This window comes from Stackebrandtia sp. (assembly GCF_035643755.1).
Taxonomy (GTDB): Bacteria; Actinomycetota; Actinomycetes; order Mycobacteriales; family Micromonosporaceae; genus Stackebrandtia.
In genome coordinates this window covers 1-26,945 of record NZ_DASQPW010000020.1, presented here as the reverse complement: position 1 = coordinate 26,945, position 26,945 = coordinate 1, and the positions used below count along the sequence as shown (strand labels likewise).

The window sequence follows — 26,945 nt, the reverse complement described above, 5'->3', positions numbered from 1 at the left end:
CGTGCATGATGTACAGCGCGGTGCCGGGGACCTTGGCGCGCATGGCCTCCACGACGGGGTTGCGGCCCACCAGGACCTCGACGCCGTCGCCGGAGTCGCGGCGCCTGGGGGGCGCCGGGCGCTGCGGGCGGCCCGCCTTGGGGGCGCGGCCCTCCTCGGCGGCGGGGCGCCGCTCCTTCTCCTGCTTCCACTTGGTCTTCTTGGGCACGTCGGGGCCCTCGTAGGCCTTGTGCCACGGGCGATCGGAGGCCGACAGGGTCCTGCCGCGGCCCTCCAGGGCCTTCTTTCCCTGGCCGCCCGAGCCCTTGGCGGAGCCCTTCTTCGGCGATACGCGGCGGTTGCGCCGCTGAGAATTACCCGGCATGACTCGGCTCCGAACGGTTGAGGCTCCACCGCGAACCCTCGGCGGTGTCCTCGATGGACAATCCCGAGTCGGTGAGGCGATCGCGGATCGCGTCCGCGGTGGCGTAATCCTTGCGCTTGCGGGCGTCCTGGCGCTGCTGGAGCACCAGTTTCACCAGGGAGTCGACGACCGGCGTGAGGTCCTCGCTCTCCCGTTTGATCCACTGCGGACCCAGCGGGTCGAGGTGGAGGATGTCCAGCATGGCCCGCACCGAGGCGGCCGCGTCGGCGGCCGAGCGGGCGTTGCCCGCGTCGGCCGCGGCGTTGCCCTCGCGCGCCACCTCGTGGATCGCGGCCAGGGCCGCGGGCGTGCCCAGGTCGTCGTCCATCGCGTTGACGAAGTCGGCGCACATCACCCCGCTGGAGGCGCTGGCGGACGCGTCGGCGCAGCGGTCGATGAAGTTCTCCAGACGGTGGTAGCCCGCCGCGGCCTCGCCCAGCGCCTGGTCGGAGTAGTCGAAGGCGGAGCGATAATGCGGCGCCAGCAGGTAGTAGCGGATCTCGGCGGGACGGAAACCCCTCCGCCCCAGGGCATCCACGCTCATCGTGTTGCCCAGCGACTTGCTCATCTTGGTGCCCGAGAAGTTCAGCATGTTGTTGTGCACCCAGTAGTTGGCGAAGCCGAGGCCCGCCGCGCGCGACTGCGCGATCTCGTTCTCGTGGTGCGGGAACATGATGTCGGTGCCGCCGCCGTGGATGTCGAACGCGTCGCCCAGGTAGCGGCGGCTCATGGCCGAGCACTCCAGGTGCCAGCCGGGCCGCCCCCGCCCGTACGGGGTGTTCCAGGAGGAGTCGGCGGGCTCGCCGGGCTTGGCGGCCTTCCACAGCGCGAAGTCGCGGGGGTCTCGCTTGTCGGTGTCGTCGCCGTCGGCGGACGACAGCATGTCGGCGGGGTCGCGGTGCGACAGGGCGCCGTACTCGGGGTAGGAGCTCACGGAGAAGTAGACGTCGCCGTTGTCGGCGGCGTACGCGTGGCCCTTGTCGATCAGCTCGGCGATCAGCTCGAGCATCTCGGGGATGTGCCCGGTGGCGCGCGGCTCGTAGGTGGGCGGGTCGACGCCGAGCGCGTCGTAGCTGGCGGCGAGGATCCGCTCGTTGGCGTAGGAGATCGCCCACCAGGGTCGTTGCCGCTCAACGGACTTGGCCAGCACCTTGTCGTCGATGTCGGTGAGGTTGCGGACCAGGGTGACGTCCAGGCCCGAGCGCCGCAGCCAGGTGGTGAGGACGTCGTAGTTGACGCCGCTGCGCAGATGCCCGATGTGCGGCGGCCCCTGGAGGGTGAGCCCACACAGGTAGACGCCGACCTTGCCAGCAACGCGCGGCACGAAGTCGCGCACCGTCCTGGTACCGGTGTCATACAGTCGCAAACTCACCGTGGAATGGTACGTCAGGCAAGGTAGCGACCCTGTCGCGTGTCACAGGCGTCGCGTGTTGCTTGGTGTCGCAGCCAGAGGCTACCGTCAGAGGATGAGGACCGAATCGAAAGCCGGTCCCGAACAGGCTCTGGTTGACCAGTTCGGACGAACCGCGGTCGACCTGCGGGTTTCGTTGACCGACCGGTGCAACCTGCGCTGCACGTACTGCATGCCCGCCGAGGGGCTTCCGTGGCTGCCACGGCAGGAGGTGCTCACCGATGACGAGGTGAATCGCCTGGTGGGGCTGGCCGTGACGCGGCTGGGGGTCACCCAGATTCGGTTCACCGGGGGCGAGCCGCTGCTGCGGCCCGGCCTGGCGGGGATCGTCGCGGCGGCGGCGAGCCTGCGGCCCCGTCCGCGGATCAGCCTGACCACCAACGCGATCGGCCTGGCGCGGCTGGCGCCGGACCTGAAGGCGGCGGGCCTGGACCGGGTCAACGTCTCACTGGACACCTTGGACCCCGTGCGGTTCAAGGCGCTGGCGCACCGCGATCGCCTGGGCGACACCGTGAAGGGCCTGGAGGCCGCGGCCGCCGCGGGCCTGTCGCCGGTGAAGATCAACTCGGTGCTGATGCGCGGCGTCAACGACGACGAGGCGGTGCCGCTGCTGCGGTTCGCGCTGGAGCACGGCTACCAGCTGCGCTTTATCGAGCAGATGCCGCTGGACGCCCAGCACGGCTGGAGCCGCGAGAACATGGTGACCGCCGAGGAGATCCTCGCCCGCCTGCGCGGCGCCTTCGCGCTGTCCCAGGACCCGGCCCCGCGCGGCGCCGCCCCCGCCGAGACCTGGCTGGTGGACGGCGGTCCCGCCAAGGTGGGCGTGATCGGCGCGGTGACCCGCCCGTTCTGCGGCGACTGTGACCGCACCCGCCTGACCGCCGACGGCCAGGTGCGCGCCTGCCTGTTCAGCACGACCGAGACGGATCTTCGCGGCCTGCTGCGCGACGGCGCGAATGATGATGCGATAGCCGAGGCATGGCGCGAGACCATGTGGGCCAAGCGCCCGGGGCACGGCATCGACGACAAGACGTTCCTGCAACCGCCGCGCCCCATGTCGGCGATCGGAGGGTGACGACGGTGGTGACGGTGCGGTACTTCGCGGCGGCGCGGGCGGCCACGGGCCTGAACGAGGAGACCCTCGGGGCGGCCACGGTCGCCGAGCTGCGCGCCGAGATGGTCAAGCGCCACGGCGCGGGCCTGGAACGGGTGCTGTCGGCCTGCGGTTTCCTGGTCGACGGCGTCGCCTGCCACGACGACCTCGCCGCGCTCCACGGTGGAGCGACCGTGGATGTGTTGCCGCCCTTCGCGGGTGGTTGAGTAGGACCAGGGTGTCAACGTGCCCGAAGCGTCGCCGTTGACGCCAGTTCACCTGGACGCGACGCGCCGCGAGTGAACCCCGCACCGCTGTCTCGGCGAAAGCTTTGACAAGATTTCGGCGTCGGTTCCGCGCGGGGTGAACCCGAACGAGGGAAGGCGGTGGATGTGACATCCGAACCGGACGCGTTGTTCGAGCTGCCCGCCGAGGCGCGGGTGCCGCGGCGAGCCCGCACCCCGCGGCCCCGGTCGGCGCCCGTGGCGCCCGTCGACCTGGTGGACATGCCCGAGCCCCTGTTGCCGAGCCGCCCCGAGCCGCAGCGGCAGGACGGCCCGTGCATCGCGGGCATGGAGGAGGTGGGCACGGGCCTGCTGGACCACGTCGACGCGATGCAGCGGGTCGCGGCGTCGGCTCCCCCGGGGCCGCTGTTGATCAACGCGGGGCCCGGGACCGGTAAGACGCACGTGCTGGTGCGGCGGATCGCCTATCACGTGGCCGAGCTTCACCTTCCCGCCTCGCAGTGCCTGGTGCTGGCGGCCGACGCCGCCGCGGCCTCCGACATCCACAAGCAACTGTCCGAACTGATGGGTACCGCGGCGGGCGACATCACGATCGGCGCCTTCGCCGACTTCGCGGTGGGTTCGCTGCCGCCGCTGGGCCACGTGTTCGTCGACGACATGCACCTGATGTCGCAGCGGCTGTACGACGCGCTGCGCGCCGACCGCGGGCAGCAGCCCGCGTTCACGGCCACGGGCGACCCCGATTGCCTGGTGGCGCGGGATTCCAGCCCCTTCGACGCCTTCCCGCGCGACTACCCTGACGCCCGCGTGGTGCGGCTGCCGCGCAACTACCGCAGCACCGCGCCGATCATCGCGGCGGCGGGCCAGCTGATCACGCCGGTGACCCGGGTCCCGGGCCGCGCCATGCACCCGCACCGTCCCGCCTCGGGGACCGCACCGATCGGGCGGTACTTCGCGCCGTCGGCGGCCGACGAGCTCGACTTCGCCAACGGACTGGCGTCCACTTTGGCGGTTTACGGGGTGGACGCCGAGGACGTCGCGGTGCTGCGCGCCGACGGCGCTAAGCTGCCCGGCGCCCCGATCGGCGAGGTCACGGGTCGACAGTATCGGGTGGTGTGCCTGGTCGGCGCCACCGCCGAGTGGTTCCCCAACACGCCCGCGGCCCGGCGCGCCATGTACATCGCGGCCACCCGCGCCGAGGATCTGCTATACCTGAGCCATTCGGCAACCCCGTCCCCGCTGCTGGACGACGTCGACTCCGGACTGTTCGCCGCGTTCGGGAAGGTGAAGGTTCGCCACCCCCGCGTCGAGCAGCCGCGACTGATCTGAGCCGCGCGCCCGAAGGAGTTAACCCCGTGTCGATGTTCGGACCGCCTCGCGACCCCTACGACGCGGGCAACGCCTCCGCCGGCGGCGGCGACTACCCCCCGCCGCCCGGCGCCGCGGAATCCGCGCAATATCCGACGGCACCCCCCGCCCCGGCCCCGAACCCCGCGCCGCCGCCCGCGCCCGCGAGGTCGCGCGGCGAGGGCCTGCTGATGGCGGGGATCGTCGCGGCGGTGGCGGCGGTGTCGGTGGTGACGACGCTGATCGTGTCGTCGGTCTCGAGCGACGACGCCTCCCCCACCGGCGACACCAAGACGTCCGTCGACCCGAAGGACGACCCGTTCGGCGACCTTCCCGCCGACGACACCCAGCGCGGCCAGCTCGGCGACTGCGTCTACCACTGGCCGGTGAGCAAGGACGACCCGAACGGCCCGCAAAGGGGCCGCCTGGTGAAGTGCTCCGACTCCAAGGCCAACAGCCGGATCTACTTCTTCTCCACGGGAACCACCAACGCCGACGACTGTCCCCGCGACCCCGACGGCAACCCGGTGAAGGTGTACTTCCAGATCGACTACAACACCAGCGACACCGACGACTATGTCATCTGTCTACAGGAGATATAGAAAGCCCCCGACCTGACGATCGGGGGCTCCGCGAGCGGTGGCGGTGGGATTTGAACCCACGGAAGGCGTAAACCTTCAAACGCTTTCGAGGCGTTCTCCTTCGGCCGCTCGGACACGCCACCGTCGACGAGGGTACCGGAGCGTTCGACACGGGCGCACCTGGGTTACCAGGCCATAGTCGCCGCAAGATTCAAGCGGCGCACAGGCGCCCGACCTCACGGCCTGTTGCGCTCGTACACCATGCGCAGGCCGATGAGCGTCAGCATCGGCTCGTGGTGGGTGATGGTGGCGCATTCGGCGATGATCACCGGGGCCAGGCCGCCGGTGGCGATCACCGCGGCCACGTCGCCGCCGAGCTCCTCGATGATGCGGCGCACCAGGCCGTCCACCTGGCCGGCGAAGCCGTAGATGATGCCCGACTGGAGGCACTCCACGGTGTTCTTGCCGATCACCGAGCGGGGCTTGACGGGTTCGACCTTCTGGAGCTGTGAGGCGCGGGAGGCCAGGGCGTCGATGGAGATCTCGACGCCCGGTGCGAAGGCGCCGCCGAGGAACTCGCCGCGCTCGGAGATCACGTCGATGTTGGTGGAGGTGCCGAAGTCGACGGTGATGCAGGGGCCGCCGTACAGGTGGAAGGCGGCGTGGGTGTTGACGATGCGGTCGGCGCCGACCTCGCGGGGGTTGTCGATGGCCAGCTGCACGCCGGTGCGCACGCCCGGCGCCACCAGGACGGTGGGGACGTTGGAGTAGAAGCGGGCCAGCATGGAGCGCAGCTCGCGCAGCGCCTGCGGAACCGTTGAGCTGACACAGATCCCCGTGACCTGGACGTTGTCGCCCGCCAGCAGGCCGCGGAAGGTGAGGGCGAGCTCGTCGGCGGTGGCGCGGGAGTCGGTCTTGATGCGCCAGGAGTGCACCAGCTTCTCACCGTCGAATGTGGCCAGGACGGTGTTGGTGTTTCCGATGTCGACACACAACAGCAAGGGCTAGCTCCTGATATCCAAGGCGATGTCCATGATGGGCGACGAGTGGGTCAGGGCGCCCGCGGAAATGTAGTTCACGCCGGTGTCGGCGTACTTCTCGGCGATCTCCAGGGTGATGTTGCCGGTGGCCTCCAGCCGCGCCGAGTCACCCACCGCCAGCACGACCTCGCGCAGCTCCTTCGGGGACATGTTGTCGCACAACAGGAATTCGGCACCCGCCGCCACCGCCTCGCGGGCCTCGTCCAGGGTGTCCACCTCGACCTGGATGTCGATGTCGGGGTAGTGGGCGCGGACGGCGGCGAACGCGGCGGTGATGGAGCCCGCGGCGAACTTGTGGTTGTCCTTGATCATCGCCACGTCGTACAGGCCCATGCGCTTGTTGTCGCCGCCGCCCGCGCGCACCGCGTACTTGTCGAGGGCCCGCAGGCCGGGCGTGGTCTTGCGGGTGTCGAGGACCGTGACCTGGGTGTCGGCCAGGGCCCTCACCCACTGGCGGGTGTGGGTGGCCACGCCCGACATGCGGCACAGGATGTTGAGCACCGTGCGCTCGGCCATCAGCAGGTGCCGCACCGGGCCCGTCACCGTGGCCAGCACGTCGTCGGCGAAGACCTGGGTGCCGTCGGCGATCTCGTAGGCGAAGGCGATCGGGTGGCCGTGCTCCTCGAAGGCCGCGAAGGTCGCCTCGGCCACGGGCAGGCCGGCCACCACGCCGGACTGCCGCGCCACCAGGTCCGCGACGCCGCGCACGTTCAGGTGGGCGAACACCGCCTGGCTGGTGGGATCGCCGCGCCGCGGGCCGAGGTCCTCGGCGATCGCGGTGTCGATGATGCGGTGGACGACGTCGGGGTCGAGCCCGCAGTCGCGCAGGCGCTGGTCGATGCTCATCGGTCCTCCCTGGTCTCACTCAGCGAGCCATCCTCGGCGATCGCCGCGTACAGGTGGGTGCGCCACGCGGGGTCGGCGTCGGGGTGGTCCTTCCGCCAGTGGCAGCCCCGGGTCTCGGTGCGGGCCGACGCCGCGGCGACCAGCAGGCTCGCCACGGTCACCAGGTTGGTGGCCTCCCAGCTCGCCGTGCCGGGGCGGCCCTGGCGGGCGGAGCCCAGCTTGCCGAGCGTCTCGGCGGTCGCCTCGAGGCTGTCGGCGCTGCGCAGCACGCCCGCGCCCGCGGTCATGGCGCGCTGCAAGGCCTCCCGCGACTCCATCTCGACCGTCCAGCTGGGAGCGTCGTCGTCGGTCACGGGGTCGGTCTGGGCGGGCAGGTCGCGCACCAGGTCGTCGGCGATGCGGCGGGCGAACACCAGGCCCTCCAGCAGCGAGTTGGACGCCAGGCGGTTGGCGCCGTGGACTCCCGTGCAGGCCACCTCGCCGCAGGCATATAGGCCCGGCACGGTGGTGCGCCCGTGGAGGTCGGTGCGTACCCCGCCGGAGGCGAAGTGCGCGGCCGGGGCCACGGGGATGCGGTCGACCACCGGGTCGATACCGGCTTCGCGGCAGGACGCCACGATGGTCGGGAAATGCGATTCCAGTCCATCGATGTGACGGGCGTCCAGCCACACGTGGTCGACGCCGTCGCGCAGCATGATCCTGGTGGCGCCCTTGGCGACCACGTCGCGCGGGGCCAGCTCGGCGAGCTCGTGCAGTCCGGTCATGAAGCGCTCGCCCGCGTCGTCCACCAGGTACGCCCCCTCGCCGCGCAGCGCCTCGGAGATCAACGGCTGCCGGTCCCGGCTGCCGGGCAGAAACAGCGGGGTCGGGTGGAACTGGACGAACTCGACGTCGGTGACGCGGGCCCCGGCGCGCAGCGCCGCGGCGACGCCGTCGCCGGTGGACACCGATGGGTTGGTGGTGGAGGCGAACATCTGCCCCATGCCGCCGGTGGCCAGCACGACGGCGCGGGCCAGCACGCCGCCGACGCCGTCCTCGGAGCCCTCGCCGAGCACGTGCAGGCTGACGCCGCAGGCGCGGCCGGCCTTATCCCGCAACACATCCAGCACCAGGGCATGCTCGACCACCCGGATCCAGGGGTCGCGGTGCACCGCGGCGTGCAGTGCCCGCTGCACCTCCGCGCCGGTGGCGTCGCCCCCGGCGTGCACGACCCGATTGGCGTGGTGGCCGCCCTCGCGGCCCAGCATGAGCGAGCCGTCGGCGTGGCGATCGAACACGGCGCCGGTGTGGATCAGCTCGCGGACCCGGTCGGGCCCCTCCTTCACCAGCACGTTCACGGCGTCGACGTCACACAGTTCGACCCCGGCGACCAGGGTGTCGGCGGCGTGCGCGGCGGGGGTGTCCAGCGGGTCGAGCGCCGAGGCGATGCCGCCCTGCGCCCACCGGGTGGACCCGTCGTCCATGTCCACCTTGGTCACGACGGTGACGTGCAGCCCCGCCTCGCGCAGGTACAGCGCCGTGGTGAGCCCGGCGATGCCGGAGCCGACCACGCACACGTCGGTGGTCTCGGTCCATGAGGGAGCGCCGGCGCGCAGGCGCCGGGGAAGGGCGGGCAGGCTCATGCCGCCCCGCCGGTGACGAAGGCGGCCAGGTCGCGCGACTGGGCCAGCCGGGATTCCTCGTGGACGTACATCATGTGCCCGGATTCGTAGTACTTGAACTCGATGCGCCGGTGCGCCTCGGCCGGGATCGCCAGGCGGGCCATGGTGTGTTCGATGGCCGCGTGCGGGCAGCCGCCGTCGTAGTAGCCGCAGGCCACGTGGATGCGTAGATGCGGGTTGATCCGCATCGCCTCGGCCAGCTTGTCGGCCACCGACATGTTGATCGCCTCGAAGTCCGAGAAGGACCACGGGTGGACCTTGCCGGTGAGCAGCTCGTACGGCAGATCGTTGGCGTAGTCGAGCTCGGCGCGCACGTAGTGGTTGAGCGCGGCGGCGTACGGCCCGTTGATGGCGTTGAGGAACGGGTCGGACGAGAACTGCTCGCGGCCGTAGTCGCTGTCGCTGCCGGTGAAGCGGCCGTCGAGGCGCCCCACCACCAAACGCTTGTGCCGCAACAGTTCGGTGTAGAAGCGGATGTGCTCCATCCGCAGGTCGACCGCGTCGACGTACTCCGGCGACACCCCGGTGAGCCGCGCCAGGGTGGCCACGGCCTCGGCGCGCTCGTCGGCCGACAGCCGGTGCCCGCGGGCCAGCACCCGCGGGTAGACCCGCTCGGCGTAGTCCTCGGCCTCGTCGAGCACCTCGCGCAGGCCGCGTCCCGGGTGCAGGCCGTGGTAGTGGGCGATCGCGGCGTAGGTGGGCAGGAACGTCAGGTACGGCAGGTCGTTGTGGTCGGAGAACTCCAGGGTGCCGAAGTCCAGCACCGGCGAGATCAGCATGACCCCGTTGAGATACATGTGATACCGGGTCTGGAGGTACTGCGCCAGGCCCGCCGCCCGGGTGGTGCCGTAGGACTCCCCGGCGATGAACTTCGGCGACATCCAGCGGTTGTTGCGCGTCGTCCACAGTCGAATGACCTCGGCGACGGAGGCGATGTCCCCCTTGTAGCCGTGGAAGGGCTTGGCCTTCTCGCCGCCGACGGCCCGCGAATACCCCGTGGACACCGGGTCGATGAACACCAGGTCGCTGTGCCGCAGCAGGCTCTCGTGGTTGTCGGTGAGGCCGTAGGGCGGCGGCAGCAGGTCGCCGACGTCGCCCATCACGACGCGGCGCGGCCCCATCAGGCCCAGGTGCAGCCAGACGCTGGACGAACCCGGGCCGCCGTTGAAGGCGAAGGTCACCGGCCGCCGCGAGTGATCAGCGTCGTCCAATGTGTACGCGGTGACGGACAGCTCGGCCTTGGGCTTGAGGCCGGAGAACTTGTCGTCCTCGACGATCTCCTCGCGCAGCACGATGCGCCCCGTCGTGGCGGAGTAGCTCAGCTCGCCCAGGGTGTGGGAGGTCGTCACCAGGTCGTCGATGGGCTCGGCGGGCTTGGCCTCGGTGGCCTTCGCGGGCGGTTCCGCCTTCTCTTCTTCGGTCATAACGCCCGAGCCTATGCCCCGGGTGCCGCTGTGCCGCTCGCCTCCACGGCCACCCAGGGGCTGGTCACCGGATCGCCGGCGGTGCCCGGCGCCGCCTCGGCGGGGTTGCTGCCCAGCTCGACGACGCGATTGCCCGAGTCGACGTGGACGATGGACGGCTGAAACTCGCGGGCCTCCATGTCCTCCATGGCGGCGTACGAGATGAGGATCACCAGGTCGCCGGGGTGGATCAGGTGGGCGGCGGCGCCGTTGATGCCCAGCACGCCGCTGCCGCGCTCGCCGGCGATGACGTAGGTCTCCAGGCGGGCGCCGTTGGTGATGTCGACGATCGACACCTTTTCGCCGGGCACCAGGTCCGCGGCGTCCAGCAGGTCCTCGTCAACGGTGCACGAGCCGACGTAGTGCAGGTCGGCCTCGGTCACCGTGGCGCGGTGGATCTTGGACTTCAGCATCGTCCTAAGCATCTTTGACTCCAATGTGAACGGGGGCGTTGTCGATCAGGCGGGTGGCGCCGACGTGGGCGGCCACCAGCAGGCGGCCCGGCCCGGACTCCGGGGCGGGGCCGAGGTCGGGGGCGGCCAGGTGCAGGTAGTCGAGGCGGACGGCCGGCTCGGCCTCCAGCACCGCGGCGGCGGCCTCGCGGGGCCGCGGGTCTTCCGCGGCGGCGCGCAGGGCGCGCGAGATGGCAAGCGCCGCTTGCCTTTCGTCCGCGTCGAGGTAGGCGTTGCGGCTGGACAGGGCGAGGCCGTCAGGGTCGCGGACGGTGGGCACGCCGACGATGTCGATGCCGAAGTTCAGGTCGGCCACGAGCTGGCGGACCATGGCCAGCTGCTGGTAGTCCTTCTCGCCGAAGCAGGCCAGGTGCGGGCGGGCAAGGTGGAACAGCTTGGACACCACCAGGAGCACGCCGCCGAAGAAGCCGGGGCGGCTGGCGCCCTCCAGGATCTCGCCGCGCGGCCCCGGCGCCAGGACCACCTGGGTGGGGGCGGGGTACATCACCGCGGTGGCGGGGGCGAACACCAGGTCGACGCCCTCGGCGGCGCACAGCTTCAGGTCCGCCTCCATCGTGCGCGGGTAGGTGTCGAGGTCCTCGTTCGGGCCGAACTGGGCGGGGTTGACGAAGATCGACACGATCACGTGGTCGGCCGCGGCGCGGGCGGCGCGGATGTTGGCGGCGTGGCCGGCGTGCAGGGCGCCCATGGTGGGCACCAGGGCGACCGTGCCGCGCATCGCGGAGCGCGCGGCGTCCAGTGTGGTCTTGTCGGTGACGACCGGCGGCGTGGTCATGGGGTGGGCTCCTGTCGGGGTTTGCCCGCCAGCACCTCGAGCAGCGGCTCGGCGGCGCGCGCCGACAGTCGCTTGTGGTCGATGGCGCGGTCGGCGGTGCGGCGGGCGAGTTCGCGGTAGGCGGCGACCGAGTCGGGCGCGGCGGCGTCCAGGGCCCGCAGGTGGGAGGCGACGGTGCCGCTGTCGCCGCGCACGATGGGGCCGGTGAGGGCGTTGTCCCCCAGGCGAAGCGTGTTGTCCAGCGCCGCGTGCAGCAGCGGGGCCAGCATGTGCTCGGGTTCCACCACCCCGGCGGCGCGCAACAGGTCGACGGACTCGTTGATCAATGTGGTCAGATGGTTGGCGCCGTGGCACAGGGCGGCGTGGTACAGCACGCGTTGCGGCTCGGGGATGAACTCGGGCTCGCCGCCCATCTCCACCACCAGGGCCTCGGCGACGGTGCGCAGCGGCTCGGGGGCGGTGACGCCGAAGCTGATGCCGCTCAAGCGATCCAGGTCCTCGGCGCGCCCGGTGAACGTCATGACGGGGTGGATGGCCATCGGCAGCGCACCGGCCTCCACCGCCGGGCGCAGCACCTCGATGCCGTGGGCGCCGCAGGTGTGGGCGACGAGCTGGCCGGGTTGCAGGTGTCCGGCGGCGGCCAGCCCCGACACCACCTGCGGGAGCGCGTCGTCGGGCACCGCCAGCAGCAGCAGCCCGGAGGATTCGGCGACCGCGTCGGGGGGAAGGACCTCGGCGCCGGGAAGGAAACGCGCGGCGCGCGCCCTGGAGGCGTCCGACACCGCGGACGTCGCGACCACCCGGTGGCCGGCGCGCGACAGGGCCGCCCCGAGCACCGAGCCGACGCGCCCGGCGGACACCACGCCGATGTCCAGGCGGCTGGGGTCGGATGGGTTCTGCTGCGGCGACGTTGCCATGGCTTTCGCGATCCAGTCCTGACGTGAATGGGTACCGGTCGCATCAAACCCTAGATCGGTGGGTTTGTCGGGACAACGCGGGATTCATCACAGCCCGCGAGGTCACACGGCGGGGTCGGTACGCTGCCGACATGCACCCGGACGCCGCCGCGTATCTGGAGCGGATCGGCGCGATCGCGCCCCCTCCGCCCGACCTGGACACCCTGCGGGAGCTGCAGATTCGGCACCTGAGGACGGTGCCGTTCGAGAACCTGAGCATCCACCTCGGCGAGGACATCGTGCTGGAGGACGCCGCGGTCGTCGACAAGATCGTGCGGCGGCGGCGCGGCGGCTTCTGTTACGAACTCAACGGCGCCTTCGCGTGGTTGCTGCGGCGGCTGGGTTTCGACGTGACGCTGCTGGCGGCGCGGGTGGTGGGCACCGGCGGGGCGGGCCCGCTGTTCGACCATCTGACGCTGCGGGTGGACCTGGACGAACCGTGGCTGGTGGACGTGGGTTTCGGGCGCTTCATGGACTTCCCGATCCGGCTGGATTCCCGGGACGAGCAGATCGACCCCGCGGGGCGGTATCGCGTCGCCGAGGTGGAACACGGCGACCTGGTGGTGCACGAGAACGACGTCCCGCAGATCCGGGCCGAGACCCGGCCGCGCCAGCTGGCGGACTTCGTTCCGACGTGCTGGTATCAGCGCACCTCTCCGCTGTCGCACTTCACCGCCTCGCCGACGTGCTCACGCCGCACCGAGACGGGCCGGATCACGTTGAGCGGCAGGACCCTGGCGCGCACGGTGGGCTCGGAGAAGCGGGAGACCGCGCTGGGCTCCGACGCCGAGGTGTTGGCGGCGTACCGCGAGCACTTCGGCATCGAGCTGGACCGCCTGCCCCGCGACCCGCGCGAGTCGGCGTGACGTACCAGCGCTGGTCGCAGGCCATGGCGCACGCGCTGTACGGACCCGAGGGTTTCTACACCGCCAACCGCCCCGACGCGCACTACCGCACCAGCGCCCAGTCGCCGCTGTTCGCCGAGGCGATCGCGGAACTGGTGCGCCGCATCGATTCCCGGCTCGGCCGCCCCGAGCGCTTCGACCTGGTGGACGTGGGCGCGGGCGCCGGTGAACTGCTGGGCGGGGTGCTGGGGCGCGAGACCCTGGACGGGCGTCTGGCGCCCGTCGCCGTGGAGCTGCGGCCGCGTCCCGCCGACCTGGACGAGCGGATCGCGTGGGTCACCGCGAAGGGCGGCTCGCGGGGGCGGTTCGGCCGCTCGCGGGTCGTCGGGCTGCTCGTGGCCTGCGAGCTGCTGGACAACGTCCCGTGCGACGTGGCGGTGCGCGACGACGCGGGCGTCGACCGCCACGAGCTGGTGGACCCGGCCACGGGCGACACGCGGCCCGGGGAGGCGTTGAGCGGCATGGATTCGGCGTGGCTGCGGCGCTGGTGGCCGCTGAGCGAGCCCGGGTCCCGCGCCGAGATCGGGCGCACCCGCGACGCGGCGTGGCGGCGGCTGTGCGCCCTGGTCCGCTCGGGCACCGCCCTGGCCATCGACTATGGACACACCCGCGACGGCCGCCCCGCGCTGGGCACCCTGACCGGATTCGCCGCGGGGCGCCAGGTCCCGCCGATCCCCGACGGCGACCGCGACATCACCGCCCACGTCGCCCTCGACTCCCTGGGCCCGGGACGGCTGACCACCCAAGGCGAAGCCTTGCGGGCCCTGGGAATGACGGCGAGGCGCCCGCCGCTCGACCTGGCCGTCTCCGACCCGGCCCGCTACCTGCGCGCCCTCGCCCGCGTCGGCGAGGCCGCCGCGCTCACCGACCCCGTCGGGCTCGGCGGGCACTACTGGCTGTTTCGCGGCGACTGAGCCGCAAAGCCGTGCACCACGCCGCCCGCCCGGCGTGCCACGATAAACCCCATGACCGAGATGACCGTCGGCGTCGGCTCCGGGGTCGGCGAGTTCGCCGATATGGTGCTCAACATCGGGCCGCAGCACCCGTCCACGCACGGCGTCCTGCGTCTGAAGTTGACCCTGGACGGCGAGCGGGTCACCGCGTGCGAGCCGATCGTCGGGTACATGCACCGGGGCGCCGAGAAGCTGTTCGAGGTGCGCGACTACCGCCAGATCCTGATGCTGGCCAACCGCCACGACTGGCTGTCGGCGTTTTGTTCCGAGCTCGGGGTGGCGCTGGCGGTGGAGCGCCTGATGGGCATCGAGGTTCCCGAGCGGGCGGTGTGGCTGCGCACCGCGCTGGCCGAGCTGAACCGGGTGCTCAACCACCTGATGTTCCTGGGCTCCTACCCGCTGGAGATCGGCGCGATCACCCCGGTGTTCTACGCGTTTCGGGAACGCGAGGTGCTGCAGGCGGTCTTCGAGGAGGCCAGCGGCGGGCGGATGCACTACATGTTCAACCGGATCGGCGGCCTCAAGGAGGAGGTGCCGTCGGGCTGGACCCGCCGCGCCCGCGAGGCGATCGGCCAGGTGAGGCGGCGACTGCCCGACCTGGACAACCTGATCCGCGGCAACGAGATCTTTCTGGCCCGCACCAAGGGGGTCGGGGTGCTGGACGCCGCCACCGCCGCGGGCTACGGCGTCTCGGGCCCGGTGGCGCGGGCGTCCGGTGTGGACTTCGACCTGCGGCGCGACGAGCCGTACCTGGCCTACGGCGAGCTGGACGTCCCCGTGGTGACGCGGGAATCGGGCGACTGCCACGCGCGCTTCGAGTGCCTGCTGGACCAGGTGTACGTGTCGCTGGACCTGGCCGAGACCTGCCTGTCCCGTGTGGACTCGATCGGCGGCCCGGTCAACGTCCGGCTGCCCAAGGTGGTGAAGGCCCCCGAGGGGCACATCTACACGTGGACCGAGAATCCCTTGGGCGTCAACGGTTATTACCTGGTGTCGCGCGGGGACAAGACCCCGTACCGCCTCAAGCTGCGCACCGCCTCCTATGCCAACGTGCAGGCGCTGTCCACATTGCTGGTCGGAAGCCTGGTGCCCGACATGGTGGCGATCCTCGGGTCAATGTTCTTCGTCGTCGGCGACATCGACAAGTAGCCGTTCCCGCCGTTTCCGCGCCGCCTGCAGGCATGCGGTGCCGCCGGTCCACAGCACCGCCGCCTGGATGAAACCGGACGCGATCTGGGCGACAAGCACGACCGCGGTGTTGTCGCTGTTGATGAACAACAGGCTCGCGACCATGGACAGCGGTAGCGTGACGACGATGAGGTAGACGTCGATGAAGCCGGGATCCCGGGCCGTCTCCGCGATGACGAGGACGATGGCGGCGGTGGCAACCACCACGATCGCGTAAATGACCGCCGTCCATCGCAGGACCTTGCCGAAGGTTCGCACCGGACTCCCTGAGGCTCAACGATTGGCGAATTACCTGCGCCGCTGCCCGTAGTACTCGTCCATGTAGGACGATGACCGGGACTTCGGCTCCCCCGAGTCGAAGTCGCCCCAGCGGGTCTGGCGCTCGGCCTCGGACATCGAGATCGCGCGGGTCGGCGCTGGCTCGTCCATGTCGTAGTGGCGGCCGCCGCGCCGGGTGGGCTCCACCGACCAGGACTCGCCGCCGCGATCGTTGCCCTGCCAACCGTCCTCGGGGCCGGAGCGGGACTGGCGCATGCCCATGCGCAGCTCCGCGGAGCGCTCCTCGGTGCGCCAGGCGGGGGGCTCGGAGCGCGGGATCGAGCCGGAGGTGCGGGAGCCGTAGCCGTCGTCGCGCCCGTAGCCGTCGTCGCGCCCGTGGCGGGAGCCGCCGCGGCCCTCGTCCTCGGCGGGGAATCCGCGCGAGGGGGTGTAGCCGTAGTCGTCGCGCTGGCGGGGGACGCTGACCGAGTCGCGGTCCTGCCAGTCGTCCTCGTGGCCGGGCTGGGGGGACAGGCCCGACAGCAGCGAGTCGGCCTCGGAGCGCGCCCCATGGGTCTCGCCGCGGTCGCCGCGGTCGCGGCGGGAGCGGGAGGACTTGCCGTTGCGTCCCCTGTAGACGCCCGACTCGTCCTCGGCGTAGGGCTGCCGGTAGCCGGGATCGGGTTCGGCGGCACGCATCGTGCGGGTCTCGCGATGGGTGACCTTCACGGTCTCGGTGAGCCGCACCATTTCCCCGGTGTCCTCGTAGGCGGCCTCGGGGCGGCGCTGCTGCTCCGGCGGGACGTGCTCGGCGCGCGGGCGGGACCGGTGGTCATCGGCGTAGGCCTGGGGCTCGTGGCGCGGCAGCGGCTGGTGCCGCGGCTCGGCGCGCATCGGCTCCTCGCGCGACGGCATGGCGCGCATGGGTTCGGAGTGGGGCGGCGTGGCGCGGCCCGTGCCGACCGCGGCGGGGCCGGGGCCGCGGCCGATCGAGCGCATCTCGGCCCGCAACTCGGCGACCATGCTGTGCGCGTTGGCATCCACGTCCGACAGCGCCGCGTTGAGGTCCTCCTCCACCCGCCCGGCGTCCTTGCGCAGAGCCACCGACAGTCCGATCAGGACGACCGATCCCATGCCGAACAACAGCGCCAGCTTCACCGTTCCGTCGCTGCTGCCGACCACCAGAAGCAGGGCCGCCAGCGGGGCGCAGCATATGCCGATCCAGAACATGATCGCCAGTGTGCGGGCCTGTCGCCAGAAGGGGGTGTGGTTGCGGCTCGACATACCGCCACACCTTACTACCCATTTGGGGGATCTGAACACCCCGAACGACTGTTTATCGCCTGGTTAACGCGGCCTTTACCATGGCGCCATTGTGGATAACGCTGTGAACGAGCGGTACCCCTGGGCGATACGCCAGGTGCACGAAGGTCGGGGCGTCGAGTATCACCAGGTCGGCGCGCCTTCCCACCGTCGCGCGGCCGATGTCGGTGCGGCGCAAGGCCACCGCCCCGCCCGCGGTGGCCGCCCACAACGCATCGGCGACCGTCATTCCCATGTCCCGCACGGCGAACGCGATCATCAGCGGCATCGACGACGAATAGCACGAGCCCGGGTTGCAGTCGCTGGCCAGGGCCACGGTCACCCCGGCGTCCCTCAGCCGCGCGGCGTCGGGGAAGGGCTGGCGGGTGGAGAACTCCACGCCCGGCAGCAAAGTGGCGACAGTGTCGCCGCCCGCCAGGGCCTCGACGTCCTGATCGGACAGATGGGTGCAGTGGTCCACCGACGCCGCGCCCAGCTCCACCGCCAGCCGCACCCCCGGACCCTCCCCCAATTGGTTGCCGTGCACCCGAAGCCCGAGCCCCTGGTCCGCCGCGGCGGTGAGGATGGCGCGGGCCTGGTCGGCGTCGAAGGCGCCGGTCTCGCAGAACACGTCGGCCCACTTCGCGTGCGGCGCGCAGGCTCGCAGCATCTCGCCGGCCGCCAGCGCGGTATAGGCGTCGGCGTCGGCGCCCGCCGGGACCACGTGCCCGCCCAGGTAGGTCGTCTCGGTGGTGAACTCCCGCGCGATGCGCAGGCTGCGCGCCTCGTCGTCCACGGTCAGCCCGTAGCCGCTCTTGATCTCCACGGTCGTGGTGCCCTGGTGCAGCATCTCGGCCCGATGCGCCGCCACGTTGGCCCGCAGGACCTCGTCGGGCGCGGCGCGCACCGCCGCCACCGTGGTGCGGATTCCGCCCGCGCTGTAGGGCAACCCGGCCATCCGCGCGGCGAACTCCGCGGAGCGGTCGCCGGTGAACACCAGGTGCGAGTGGCTGTCGACGAAGCCCGGGATCACGGCGCGCCCCGCCGCGTCCACCCGCTCGTCGCACGCGGGCGCGGCCCCGGCCGCCCCGATCCAGGCGATGGTCTCGCCCTCGGCCACCAGCGCCGCGTCGCGCACCGGCTCGCCGTCGCAGGTGGACAGTTCGCCGATGTTGTCGATCAGCAGGCTCATGCTTCCCTCATCGGGACGCGCACGCCGCGCTCGTCGGCGACCTGTTCGGCGCGTTCGTATCCGGCGTCGACGTGGCGCATCACGCCGCTGCCGGGGTCGTTGGTCAGGACCCGGGCGATCTTGCGCGAGGCCAGCTCGGTGCCGTCGGCGACGGTGACCTGGCCGGCGTGGATGGAGCGGCCCATGCCGACGCCGCCACCGTGGTGAATGGACACCCAGGTGGCGCCCGAGGAGGTGTTGAGCATCGCGTTGAGCAGCGGCCAGTCCGCGATCGCGTCCGAACCGTCCTTCATGGACTCGGTCTCGCGGTACGGGGAGGCCACGCTGCCGGTGTCCAGGTGGTCGCGCCCGATGGCGATCGGCGCCGAGATCGTGCCGTCGGCCACCAGCTGGTTGAAGCGCTCTCCCGCCTTGTCGCGCTCGCCGTAGCCCAGCCAGCAGATCCGCGACGGCAGCCCCTGGAACGCCACGCGCTCCTGCGCCATCCGGATCCAGCGGGCCAGGGATTCGTTCTCCGGGAACAGCTCCAGGATCGCGGCGTCGGTGGCGGCGATGTCCTTGGGGTCGCCCGACAGCGCTGCCCAACGGAACGGGCCCCTGCCCTCGCAAAACAGCGGGCGGATGTAGGCGGGCACGAAGCCCGGGAAGTCGAAGGCCCGCTCGTAGCCGCCGAGTTTGGCCTCGCCGCGGATCGAGTTGCCGTAGTCGAAGACCACGGCGCCGCCGTCTTGGAACTCCACCATGGCCTCGACGTGCCTGGCCATGGACGACCGCGCCCGGTCGGTGAACTCCTCGGGCTTCTTGGCGGCGTAGTCGGGCGCGTCGGGCAGGTCGATGCCCTCGGGCACATAGGAAAGCGGGTCGTGCGCCGAGGTCTGGTCGGTGACGATGTCGATCGGCACGCCCATCCGCCGCAGCCGCGGCACCAGCACCGCGGCGTTGCCCACCAGCCCCACCGACAGCGCCTTCTTCTCGGTGCGGGCCTCGGTCGCCAGCCGCACCGCCTCGTCCAGGTCCCCGGCGACGACGTCGAGGTAGCGGGTCTCGACGCGGCGCCGCAGCCGCACCGGATCGATGTCGATGATGAGGCAGGCGCCGCCGTTCATGGTGACCGCCAGGGGTTGCGCCCCGCCCATGCCGCCGCACCCGGCGGTCAGGGTGAGCGTCCCGGCCAGGGTGCCGCCGAAGTGCTTGTTCGCCACGGCAGCGAAGGTCTCGTAGGTCCCCTGCAGGATCCCCTGGGTTCCGATGTAGATCCAGGAGCCGGCGGTCATCTGGCCGTACATCATCAGCCCCATGTGCTCCAGGCGCCGAAACTCCGGCCAGTTCGCCCAGTCCCCCACCAGGTTCGAGTTGGCGATCAACACCCGCGGCGCCCACTCGTGCGTGGTGAACACGCCCACGGGCTTGCCGCTTTGGACCAGCATGGTCTCGTCGCCGCGCAGCGTCTTGAGGGTGCGCAGCAGCGCGTCGAAGCTGCGCCAGTCGCGCGCGGCCTTGCCCGTGCCGCCGTAGACAACCAGGTCGTCGGGGTGCTCGGCGACCTCGGGGTCCAGGTTGTTCTGCAGCATCCGGTACGGCGCCTCGATCTGCCAGTTGGCGCACGACAGCTCGGTGCCGCGCGGCGCGCGCACTTCTCGGGGTCCGGAAATCTCAGCCATGGCCCGAGCCTAACGGGCGTTAATGCCCGGGGTCGTCGCCCCAGCTGGGCTCCTCGACGGGGAACAGGATGGGGCTGAGGAGGTAGGCGGCGCGGTCGGGCGAGGCCGGGTTGCCGAGGGCGGGGAGTATCGCCTCGCGCATGCGGGCGATGAGCGCGTCGCGTTCGGCGGGGGACAGCCAGATCGCGTGCTGGCGGTATCCGACGTGGGGGCCGACCGCGTCCGTGGCGGTGAGGTAGGCGTTGAACTCCGCGGTGAGCGTGGACATCGCGGCGGCGAACATCCGGCGGTGGTCCCCGGCGCTCGCCGCGGCGGCCTGGTCGGGGTCGATGGTCGCCAGCTCGGCGCGCAGTCTCCAGCGGCGTTCCACCGCCCCGCGGACGCGTTGCTCGGATTCGACCTCGAGCACGCCGGCGTCGGCCAGCACCCCGACCTGCCGATACACCGTGGCCTTCGAGACGTCGGACATGCGCGCGCAGATCTGGGAGGTCGTGAGGGCGCGCCCGCCCTTCATGGCGTGCACGATGCGCAGCCGCACGGGATGCGCCAGCAGTTCCAGGCTGTCCACCGCGCGATTGTCTCACACCGCGATCATTATCTTCCTGCTATTGTTCTCATCATGAGAACCATTGGTTCGACCACCGCGACGGCACCCCGCCTGTGGTTTCACCGCTCGGGCACCGGCGGGCCGAGCGTCGTGTTCCTGCCCGGCGCGGGCCTCGTCGGCCTGGACTACCTCAACGTCCAGCAGCGCGTCGCCGAATCCACCACGGCCCTGCTCTACGACCGCGCGGGCACGGGCTGGAGCGCGCACGCCGCCCTGCCCCGCACCCCCGCCCAGGTCACCGACGAACTGCGGGTTCTGTTGGGCGCCTTGGACATCCCGGCGCCGTACGTGCTCGTCGGGCATTCGCTGGGCGCGTTCTACGCCCGCCGCTACGCGCAGCGCTTCGGCGCCGAGGTCGCGGGCCTGTTGCTGGTGGACCCCGGCCACGAGGACATCCTGTCCTACCTGCCGCCGGAAGCGGCCGAGCTGTCGAAGCGCATGGCCCTGGACGCCGACACCATGCCCGACCTCACCGACGCGCAGATCGCGGCCGCGCGCGGCCAATACGCCGACCTGTACTCACAGTGGACGGACGAGACCCGCGAGGCGCTCATCGACCACCACCTCACCCATTGGCGCACCCAGCTTCGCGAGACCGCCAACTTCGAAACCGAGGTGTACGACGAGCTTCGCGGCGGCGGCCCGCTGCCGGACGCGCCGCTGATCGTGCTGTCGGCCAACGGGCGCAACCCCTACTGGGCCAGGTTCATGACGGAGCAACAGATGCGCGAGGCGCACGACGGGATCCGCCGCATGCACGAGGACCTCGCGGCGGCGGTTCCGCGCGGCGAACACCGCGTCGTCGACGGCGCCTCGCACCAGTACATCCACATAGAACATCCCGACGCCGTGGTCGACGCCGTGAAGGATCTGTTGGCGCGCTTAGAGGTACTGCCCCGGTCCGCCGCGGCCGTCGTCGTCGTGGCCGCCCGGGATCGCGATGCCCGGCGGCAGCTGGCTGCCGGGTGGCAGGGCGGGCATGCCGCCACGGCGCATCTGCTCCAGCTGGACGCGGGCGGCCATCTGCTGGGCCATCAGCGCCGCCTGGATGCCGTGGAACAGGCCCTCCAGCCAGCCGACCAGCTGGGCCTGCGCGATGCGCAGCTCCGACTCGGTCGGGGTCTCGTCGCCGTTGAACGGCAGCGACAGGCGCTCCAGCTCCTCGCGCAGCTCGGGCGCCAGGCCCTCCTCGAGCTCGGCGATGGAGCGGGCGTGGATCTCCTTGAGGCGGTTGCGGCCCTTCTCGTCCAGGGAGGCCATGCGCACCTCCTCCAACAGCTGCTTGATCATGCTGCCGACCCGCATCACCTTCGCCGGTTGCTCGACGAGCTTGGCGGGATCGCCGGTCTCCCCGGTCTCGGCGTCCACGGCCATGGTCCCCACGGGCTTGCCATCCGGGCCCATCACCAGGACGGTGGCCTGCTGGTCGTCCTCGTCGTCTTCCTCGGGAGACTCGTCGTTCTTGTTGTCGGTGACTTCTTCGTCAGTCATGGTTGGTCAGCATTCCCCAATACGTCGCTTGTTGGTGGCGCTTCGAGGGTAACGCCGCGCCCTTCGTGATCGTCACCCACGGAAACGTCCGTAGTCGGGCGGGCGCTTCTCGGCGAAGGCCGTCGCGCCCTCGGCCGCCTCGTCGCTGTGCGAGAACACCTCCAGCCCGTCGAAGGCGACGTGTGACAAACCGGACAGGTGGTCGGAGTCGGCGTTGAAGGAGTGCTTCAGGAAGCGCAGCGCCGTCGGCGAGTAGGAGTTGATCGTGGCGGCGTACTCGCGCGCGGCGTCCAGGAGCCGGTCGGCGGGCACCACCTTGTTGACCAGGCCCCACGACAGGGCGGTGTCGGCGTCGATGAGCTCCAGCAGGAACCACATCTGGCGGGCGCGCTTCTCGCCGATGACGCGGGCCAGGTAGGCGGAGCCGAAACCGGCGTCGAAGCTGCCCACCCGGGGACCGGCCTGGCCGAAGCGGGCGTGCTCGGCGGCGATGGTCAGGTCGCACAGGACGTGCAGGACGTGCCCGCCGCCCACGGCCACGCCGTTGACGGCGGCGATCACGGGCTTGGGGACGTCGCGGATGATGCGGTGAAGCCGCTCGATCTCGAAGGTGCCCCACTCGGTCTCGCCGTAGCCGCCGGTCTCGGCGCGCTCCTTGACGTCGCCGCCCGCGCAGAAGGACTTCTCGCCGGCGCCCGTGAGGATGATGGCGCCGACCTCCTTGGACGCCCAGGCGGTCTTGAAGCAGTGGATCAGCTCGTCGACCGTGCGTCCCCGAAAGGAGTTCATGCGGTCGGGGCGGTTGATGGTGATGGTCGCGGTGTTGTCGGCCAGCTCGTATCGCACATCACTGAGTTCACGCATGGACGAACGATATCGAGGCGCGGCGGCGTAAACGCGTTGACGCCGTCGGGGCCCGGCGACATCATGATCGCGTCGACGACTTTTTCGGAAAGGGCCCGATGCCTACCTTCGTCAAGAACATCGCCTTCGACTGCGCCGATGCCTACGAGCTGGCGCGGTTTTGGAGCCGGGTACTCCAGCACCCCATGCTGGACGACGACCGGCCCGGCGACCCCGAGACCGCCGTCCTGGTGCCCGACGGCGCGAACTTCTACTTTCAGCAGGTGCCCGAGGCGAAGGTCGTCAAGAACCGGCTGCACGTGTGCCTGAGCCCCGACATCGGACGCGACGCCGAGGTGGAGCGGGTCCGGGAACTCGGAGCCACCATTGTGGACGACTGCCGGAACCCCGACGGCACGGGCTGGGTGGTGTGCGCCGACCCCGAGGGCAACGAGTTCTGCGTGCTGCGCAACGAGGAGGAGCGTCACGCCCACCATTCCGAGAACTGATCGGGGAGGCTGGCCGGGTGAGCAAAAAACAACAGCAGCAGGTCACCTGGACGGTGACGCTCCACGCCGCCAGCGGGGACCGGGAATGGACGTATGAGATCGCCGCGGACGCGCGCACGGGCGAATCGGAGGTCGCGCGGGCGGCCTGGCTGTGGCACGACCGCGAGGGCGGCGACCCCGTGGATCCGCGGCGCACCAAGGCGAAGCGCGCTTAACACTCGATCACGTTGACGGCGAGCCCGCCGCGGGCGGTCTCCTTGTACTTGATCTTCATGTCGGCGCCGGTGTCGCGCATCGTCTTGATGACCTTGTCGAGGCTGACGGTGTGGGCGCCGTCGCTGTGCAGCGCGAGGCGGGCGGCGGTGATGGCCTTGATGGAGGCGACCGCGTTGCGTTCGATGCAGGGGATCTGGACCAGGCCGCCGACGGGGTCGCAGGTGAGGCCGAGGTTGTGTTCCATGGCGATCTCGGCGGCGTTCTCGACCTGGGCGGGGGTGCCGCCCAGCACCTCGGTGAGGCCCGCGGCGGCCATCGAGCAGGCCGAGCCGACCTCGCCCTGGCAGCCGACCTCGGCGCCGGAGATGGAGGCGTTCTCCTTGAACAGCACGCCGATCGCGGCGGCGGTGAGCAGGAAGCGGACCACGCCGTCCTCGTTCGCCCCGGGCACGAAGCGCCAGTAGTAGTGCAGGACGGCGGGCACGATGCCCGCGGCCCCGTTGGTGGGGGCGGTGACGACGCGGCCGCCCGCGGCGTTCTCCTCGTTGACGGCCAGCGCGAACAGGGTCACCCAGTCCATCACCCGCAGCGGGTCGGTGTCGTAATGGTCCGTCGACAGCTTTTGGTACATCTCGGAGGCCCGGCGCGGCACCTTGAGGCCGCCCGGCAGCCGTCCCTCGGCCTGGCAGCCCGCCTGGACGCATTCGCGCATCACGCGCCAGATCCGCGACAGGCCCGCGCGGATGTCCGATTCGGAGCGTCGCGCCGTCTCGTTGGCCAGCATGACCTCGCTGATCGACAGGTCGCGGGCGGCCTCGAGCAGTTGTCCGCCCGTGGAGAACGGGTAGGGCACGGGGGTGTCGTCGACCTTGATCGGCGGTGCGAGGGCGTCGGCGGTGTCGTTGACGACGAATCCGCCCCCGACCGAGTAGTAGGTGCGCTCGCGCAGCACCACCCCCTCGGCCCCGAAGGCGGTGAAGGTCATTCCGTTGGGGTGGAACGGAAGCCGCTTGCGGCGGTGGAGCACCAGGTCGGTGTCGGCGTCGAATTCGACGGGGTGGACGGCCAGCAGGTTGAGCCGCCGCGTCTCGCGGGCGGTCCGGAAACGCCCGGCGACGGAGTCGGTGTCGACCGTCTCGGGGTCCTCCCCCTCCAGGCCGAGCAGCACGGCCGCGGGCGAGCCGTGCCCGTGCCCCGTGGCGCCCAGCGAGCCGAACAGCTCGGCGCGCACCCGCGTCGCGTCCGCCAACAGGCCGTCGGCCTTGAGCCCCGACACGAACAGGCAGGCCGCCCGCATCGGCCCCACGGTGTGGGAGCTGGACGGCCCGATGCCGATCGTGAACAGATCGAAGACGCTGATCATGGCGTGCGAAGCTCCTACGCGGCTCGCCGACACCTCGTCGTGTCGGACCTGGCGTCGGCAAGGCTAACCGCGTCGGATGAACATTCGCACTCGCGATCCCGAAGAGTGCGCCACGGCGTTGCCAAGAACACAAACGTTAATTCAGCGACCGTTTCTCGCTAAGGAACGGCTAAGACGCCGCCAAACGCCCTCAGACATACGCGTATTCGCATAGCTTGCATGTTCGTCAACCCCGGAAAGGAACCCATGCGAATCCGTAATCGCTCCGCGAGGATCTCCACCATCGTCGGTGCGGGCATCCTGGCCGCCTCGATCGCGACCGCGGCGATCGCCGGAAACGGTCTAGCCCAGGCCGATGCGAACAAGGGCCCCGTCACCCCGAGGATCGCCAACGGCGAGGACGCCGCCGACGGCGCCTACCCGTTCGCCGTGAAGTTCACGATGACCGACATCCCCAAGCCCGACGGATCCACATACGACAGTGCGTGCTCGGGCGCCCTGGTCGCCCCCCGATGGGTGATCACCGCCGGGCACTGCTTCCATGATGTCGACCGCAACCCCGTCGACGGACCGCCGCAGTACGGCGCCACCACCGCCACGGTCGGCGTCACCGACCTGTCCGACGACGGCGGGCAGACCGTCGATGTCGTTGACGTCAAACAAAACCCCGACACCGACATGGCGCTGGCGAAGCTGTCCAAGCCCATCCGCGGCATCCACCCGCTCGCGCTGAACACCCGCGCCGCGCACGCGGGCGACATTGTGCGGCTGGCCGGGTGGGGCGCGACCTCCGCCGACGGCAAGCCCACCACGCACCTGCAGACCGGGCAGTTCAAGGTCACCAGGCAGGACGACGCGTCGGTGTACGTCACCGGCTACAAGCCGAGCCCCGACACCAGCGCGTGCCCATACGACTCGGGCGCGCCGTACTTCGCCGAGACCCACGCGGGACCGCGGCTGGTCGCGGTGGAATCCGAGGGCCCCGACTGCCCGCACGCCTCGGACGAAACCATCTCGCGCGTGGACAACCATGTCGACTGGATCGAACAGAACATTTCCTGATGGGCGCGAACCGCCGGTGCCGTCCGCGTGAACGCGGGGGCACCGGCGGTTTGTCGCGTCAGCACCAGGTTTCCAGCGCCTCCTTCAGTTCGGCGTCGACGGTCTCGCCCGCCCAGGCGACGTGGCCGTCGGGGCGGATCAGGACTCCGGCGGGCGCGTCGATGGCGCCGAGACCCGGTACGCCCCAACGGTCGTGGACGGGTTGGGCGCGCACCAGGTCGATCCGGGTGCCCTCCGCGAGGTTGTCCACGGGAAGGTCGCCGCGCAGGGCGAGCAGGACGGGGCGGGCGGCGCGCAGGTGGGTGAAGACGCGGGTGCCGTCGTCGAGGTCGGCGTCGGGGACGCGGCGGCCGATCAGCGGGTGGGCGTCGCCGATGGCGTAGCGGATGTCCAGCGCCGTGATCATGTGGCCGAGACGGTCGTTGACCTCGGGGATGGTGACCAGGTCGGTGACGATGTCGCGCAGCGCGTCGACGTGGGGGCCGGGGCGGCCCAGGGTGGTCTGGGCACGGGTGTTGTTCAGTACGCGCTCGGCGACGGGGTGGCGCTCGGCATGGTAGGTGTCGAGCAGGGCGTCGTCGGAGTGTCCGTTGAGGACAGCGGCGAGCTTCCAGCCCAGGTTGACGGCGTCCTGGACGCCGGTGTTGAGTCCCTGTCCGCCGGCCGGGTAGTGGATGTGGGCGGCGTCGCCGGCCAGGAAGACCCTGCCGTGGCGGTACCGCTCGACCAGGCGGGCCGCGTCGTTGAAGCGCGACACCCAGGTGGGCGAGTGCATGCGGTAGTCGGTGCCCGCGATGGCGGTGAAGGTCTCGCGGAGCTCGGCGAACGTGGCGGGCTTCTTGCGGTCGTTGGCGTCGGTGGGCCGGGTGGTGATGACCCGGTGCATGCCGGGCTCGAAGAACGGCAGCACGGCGAAGTTCCCGTTGCCGCGCCGCTCGCCGAACATGGGGTGGTCGGGCGGGTCGTCGAGCTTGACGTCGGCGATCATCGCCGAGACGGTGGCGTCGGTGCCGGGGAAGCCGATGCCCAGCAGCTTGCGGACGCTGCTGCGCCCGCCGTCGGCGGCCACCAGGTAGTCGCCGCGCAGGGTCTGGGTGCCTT

27 protein-coding genes, 1 tRNA gene and 2 pseudogenes are annotated in these 26,945 nt (G+C 71.1%); 11 read left to right on the top strand and 19 right to left on the bottom strand.

What is annotated here, in order from left to right:
- Window positions 1–364, bottom strand: a pseudogene (locus VE172_RS01575) (23S rRNA (guanosine(2251)-2'-O)-methyltransferase RlmB); the annotation flags it as partial.
- Entirely contained in the window at window positions 354–1,775 is a 1,422-nt protein-coding gene (gene cysS, locus VE172_RS01570; protein WP_324796175.1) for a cysteine--tRNA ligase, read from the bottom strand. The pseudogene VE172_RS01575 and the gene cysS, both read right to left, overlap by 11 nt.
- Window positions 1,776–1,869: 94 nt before the next feature.
- On the opposite strand from cysS, the gene moaA reads away from it, so the two are divergent.
- From moaA to VE172_RS01550, 4 genes are all read left to right on the top strand, one after another.
- Window positions 1,870–2,889 carry a GTP 3',8-cyclase MoaA gene (gene moaA / locus VE172_RS01565; protein ID WP_324796172.1) on the top strand — a complete coding sequence of 340 codons (1,020 nt, stop codon included), beginning with the start codon at window positions 1,870–1,872 and terminating at the stop codon, window positions 2,887–2,889.
- Window positions 2,886–3,134 carry a MoaD/ThiS family protein gene (locus tag VE172_RS01560; protein ID WP_324796170.1) on the top strand — a complete coding sequence of 83 codons (249 nt, stop codon included), beginning with the start codon at window positions 2,886–2,888 and terminating at the stop codon, window positions 3,132–3,134. The genes moaA and VE172_RS01560 overlap by 4 nt, the downstream gene beginning before the upstream one ends.
- 165 nt (window positions 3,135–3,299) lie before the next feature.
- Window positions 3,300–4,481, top strand: a complete 1,182-nt coding sequence (locus VE172_RS01555) for a UvrD-helicase domain-containing protein (protein WP_324796167.1) — start codon at window positions 3,300–3,302, stop codon at window positions 4,479–4,481.
- A gap of 26 nt (window positions 4,482–4,507) precedes the next feature.
- Window positions 4,508–5,101, top strand: coding sequence for an LppU/SCO3897 family protein (locus VE172_RS01550; protein ID WP_324796165.1), 594 nt, complete (start codon window positions 4,508–4,510; stop codon window positions 5,099–5,101).
- Window positions 5,102–5,136: 35 nt separating this feature from the next.
- Here VE172_RS01550 and VE172_RS01545 read toward each other — a convergent pair.
- The 8 genes from VE172_RS01545 to VE172_RS01510 all read right to left on the bottom strand — a co-directional run bounded on the left by VE172_RS01545 (window position 5,137) and on the right by VE172_RS01510 (window position 12,255).
- Window positions 5,137–5,223 (bottom strand) — tRNA-Ser (locus tag VE172_RS01545).
- A 93-nt stretch (window positions 5,224–5,316) separates the two neighbouring features.
- Window positions 5,317–6,081, bottom strand: a complete 765-nt coding sequence (locus VE172_RS01540) for a type III pantothenate kinase (RefSeq protein ID WP_324796163.1) — start codon at window positions 6,079–6,081, stop codon at window positions 5,317–5,319.
- A 3-nt stretch (window positions 6,082–6,084) separates the two neighbouring features.
- The gene (nadC, locus tag VE172_RS01535; protein ID WP_324796161.1) at window positions 6,085–6,966 is read right to left on the bottom strand and encodes a carboxylating nicotinate-nucleotide diphosphorylase; all 882 of its coding nucleotides are present in this window, start codon (window positions 6,964–6,966) and stop codon (window positions 6,085–6,087) included.
- Window positions 6,963–8,588 carry an L-aspartate oxidase gene (locus tag VE172_RS01530; protein ID WP_324796159.1) on the bottom strand — a complete coding sequence of 542 codons (1,626 nt, stop codon included), beginning with the start codon at window positions 8,586–8,588 and terminating at the stop codon, window positions 6,963–6,965. The genes nadC and VE172_RS01530 overlap by 4 nt, the downstream gene beginning before the upstream one ends.
- Complete coding sequence (locus VE172_RS01525; protein ID WP_324796156.1) at window positions 8,585–10,051, bottom strand: S10 family peptidase; 1,467 nt, start codon at window positions 10,049–10,051, stop codon at window positions 8,585–8,587. The genes VE172_RS01530 and VE172_RS01525 overlap by 4 nt, the downstream gene beginning before the upstream one ends.
- 11 nt (window positions 10,052–10,062) lie before the next feature.
- Entirely contained in the window at window positions 10,063–10,515 is a 453-nt protein-coding gene (panD, locus tag VE172_RS01520; RefSeq protein WP_324796153.1) for an aspartate 1-decarboxylase, read from the bottom strand.
- Window positions 10,508–11,338, bottom strand: coding sequence for a pantoate--beta-alanine ligase (panC, locus tag VE172_RS01515; RefSeq protein ID WP_324796148.1), 831 nt, complete (start codon window positions 11,336–11,338; stop codon window positions 10,508–10,510). The genes panD and panC overlap by 8 nt, the downstream gene beginning before the upstream one ends.
- Entirely contained in the window at window positions 11,335–12,255 is a 921-nt protein-coding gene (locus VE172_RS01510; protein ID WP_324796145.1) for a Rossmann-like and DUF2520 domain-containing protein, read from the bottom strand. The genes panC and VE172_RS01510 overlap by 4 nt, the downstream gene beginning before the upstream one ends.
- A gap of 131 nt (window positions 12,256–12,386) precedes the next feature.
- Here VE172_RS01510 and VE172_RS01505 point away from each other — a divergent pair, with 131 nt between their 5' ends.
- The 3 genes from VE172_RS01505 to VE172_RS01495 are packed head-to-tail and all read left to right on the top strand — an operon-like array spanning window position 12,387 to window position 15,301.
- A complete protein-coding gene (locus VE172_RS01505; protein WP_324796143.1) occupies window positions 12,387–13,160 on the top strand; it encodes an arylamine N-acetyltransferase family protein in 774 nt (257 codons plus the stop codon).
- A gap of 23 nt (window positions 13,161–13,183) precedes the next feature.
- The gene (locus VE172_RS01500) at window positions 13,184–14,113 is read left to right on the top strand and encodes an SAM-dependent methyltransferase (protein WP_414715050.1); all 930 of its coding nucleotides are present in this window, start codon (window positions 13,184–13,186) and stop codon (window positions 14,111–14,113) included.
- A 51-nt stretch (window positions 14,114–14,164) separates the two neighbouring features.
- The gene (locus VE172_RS01495) at window positions 14,165–15,301 is read left to right on the top strand and encodes an NADH-quinone oxidoreductase subunit D (protein ID WP_324796137.1); all 1,137 of its coding nucleotides are present in this window, start codon (window positions 14,165–14,167) and stop codon (window positions 15,299–15,301) included.
- Here the strand turns inward: VE172_RS01495 and VE172_RS01490 are convergent.
- From VE172_RS01490 to VE172_RS01470, 5 genes are read right to left on the bottom strand one after another with little or no spacing between them, the layout of a single operon-like run.
- Window positions 15,266–15,598, bottom strand: coding sequence for an SCO4225 family membrane protein (locus tag VE172_RS01490; protein WP_324796134.1), 333 nt, complete (start codon window positions 15,596–15,598; stop codon window positions 15,266–15,268). The two genes, VE172_RS01495 and VE172_RS01490, sit on opposite strands and share 36 nt — an antisense overlap.
- 30 nt (window positions 15,599–15,628) lie before the next feature.
- Window positions 15,629–16,882, bottom strand: coding sequence for a hypothetical protein (locus VE172_RS01485; RefSeq protein WP_324796131.1), 1,254 nt, complete (start codon window positions 16,880–16,882; stop codon window positions 15,629–15,631).
- Between the two features lie 52 nt (window positions 16,883–16,934).
- Complete coding sequence (gene hutI / locus VE172_RS01480; protein ID WP_324796128.1) at window positions 16,935–18,092, bottom strand: imidazolonepropionase; 1,158 nt, start codon at window positions 18,090–18,092, stop codon at window positions 16,935–16,937.
- Complete coding sequence (gene hutU / locus VE172_RS01475) at window positions 18,089–19,744, bottom strand: urocanate hydratase (RefSeq protein ID WP_349258220.1); 1,656 nt, start codon at window positions 19,742–19,744, stop codon at window positions 18,089–18,091. Before hutU ends, hutI begins: the two co-directional genes overlap by 4 nt.
- A gap of 28 nt (window positions 19,745–19,772) precedes the next feature.
- Window positions 19,773–20,321 carry a helix-turn-helix domain-containing protein gene (locus tag VE172_RS01470; protein WP_324796123.1) on the bottom strand — a complete coding sequence of 183 codons (549 nt, stop codon included), beginning with the start codon at window positions 20,319–20,321 and terminating at the stop codon, window positions 19,773–19,775.
- On the opposite strand from VE172_RS01470, the pseudogene VE172_RS01465 reads away from it, so the two are divergent.
- A pseudogene (locus VE172_RS01465) lies at window positions 20,295–21,209 on the top strand (alpha/beta fold hydrolase); the annotation flags it as partial. The gene VE172_RS01470 and the pseudogene VE172_RS01465 sit on opposite strands and share 27 nt — an antisense overlap.
- 33 nt (window positions 21,210–21,242) lie before the next feature.
- Here the strand turns inward: VE172_RS01465 and VE172_RS01460 are convergent.
- Both VE172_RS01460 and VE172_RS01455 read right to left on the bottom strand, forming a co-directional pair.
- Complete coding sequence (locus VE172_RS01460) at window positions 21,243–21,851, bottom strand: bacterial proteasome activator family protein (protein WP_414715049.1); 609 nt, start codon at window positions 21,849–21,851, stop codon at window positions 21,243–21,245.
- A gap of 72 nt (window positions 21,852–21,923) precedes the next feature.
- On the bottom strand, window positions 21,924–22,715 hold the full coding sequence (locus VE172_RS01455; protein ID WP_324796120.1) for an enoyl-CoA hydratase-related protein: 792 nt from the start codon (window positions 22,713–22,715) through the stop codon (window positions 21,924–21,926).
- Between the two features lie 98 nt (window positions 22,716–22,813).
- On the opposite strand from VE172_RS01455, the gene VE172_RS01450 reads away from it, so the two are divergent.
- Window positions 22,814–23,203 (top strand): VOC family protein, encoded by a 390-nt coding sequence (locus tag VE172_RS01450; RefSeq protein ID WP_324796117.1) that lies wholly within the window; start codon window positions 22,814–22,816, stop codon window positions 23,201–23,203.
- A gap of 17 nt (window positions 23,204–23,220) precedes the next feature.
- Complete coding sequence (locus VE172_RS01445) at window positions 23,221–23,418, top strand: hypothetical protein (RefSeq protein ID WP_324796114.1); 198 nt, start codon at window positions 23,221–23,223, stop codon at window positions 23,416–23,418.
- Here VE172_RS01445 and VE172_RS01440 read toward each other — a convergent pair.
- Entirely contained in the window at window positions 23,415–24,782 is a 1,368-nt protein-coding gene (locus VE172_RS01440) for an L-serine ammonia-lyase (protein ID WP_324796111.1), read from the bottom strand. The genes VE172_RS01445 and VE172_RS01440 overlap by 4 nt on opposite strands.
- A gap of 246 nt (window positions 24,783–25,028) precedes the next feature.
- Between VE172_RS01440 and VE172_RS01435 the strand changes: the two genes are divergently transcribed.
- Entirely contained in the window at window positions 25,029–25,844 is an 816-nt protein-coding gene (locus tag VE172_RS01435; protein WP_324796108.1) for a S1 family peptidase, read from the top strand.
- A 58-nt stretch (window positions 25,845–25,902) separates the two neighbouring features.
- On the opposite strand, the gene VE172_RS01430 is transcribed toward VE172_RS01435, so the two are convergent.
- A partial coding sequence (locus tag VE172_RS01430) for an FAD-dependent monooxygenase (protein ID WP_324796104.1) occupies window positions 25,903–26,945 on the bottom strand: 1,043 nt, incomplete at its 5' end.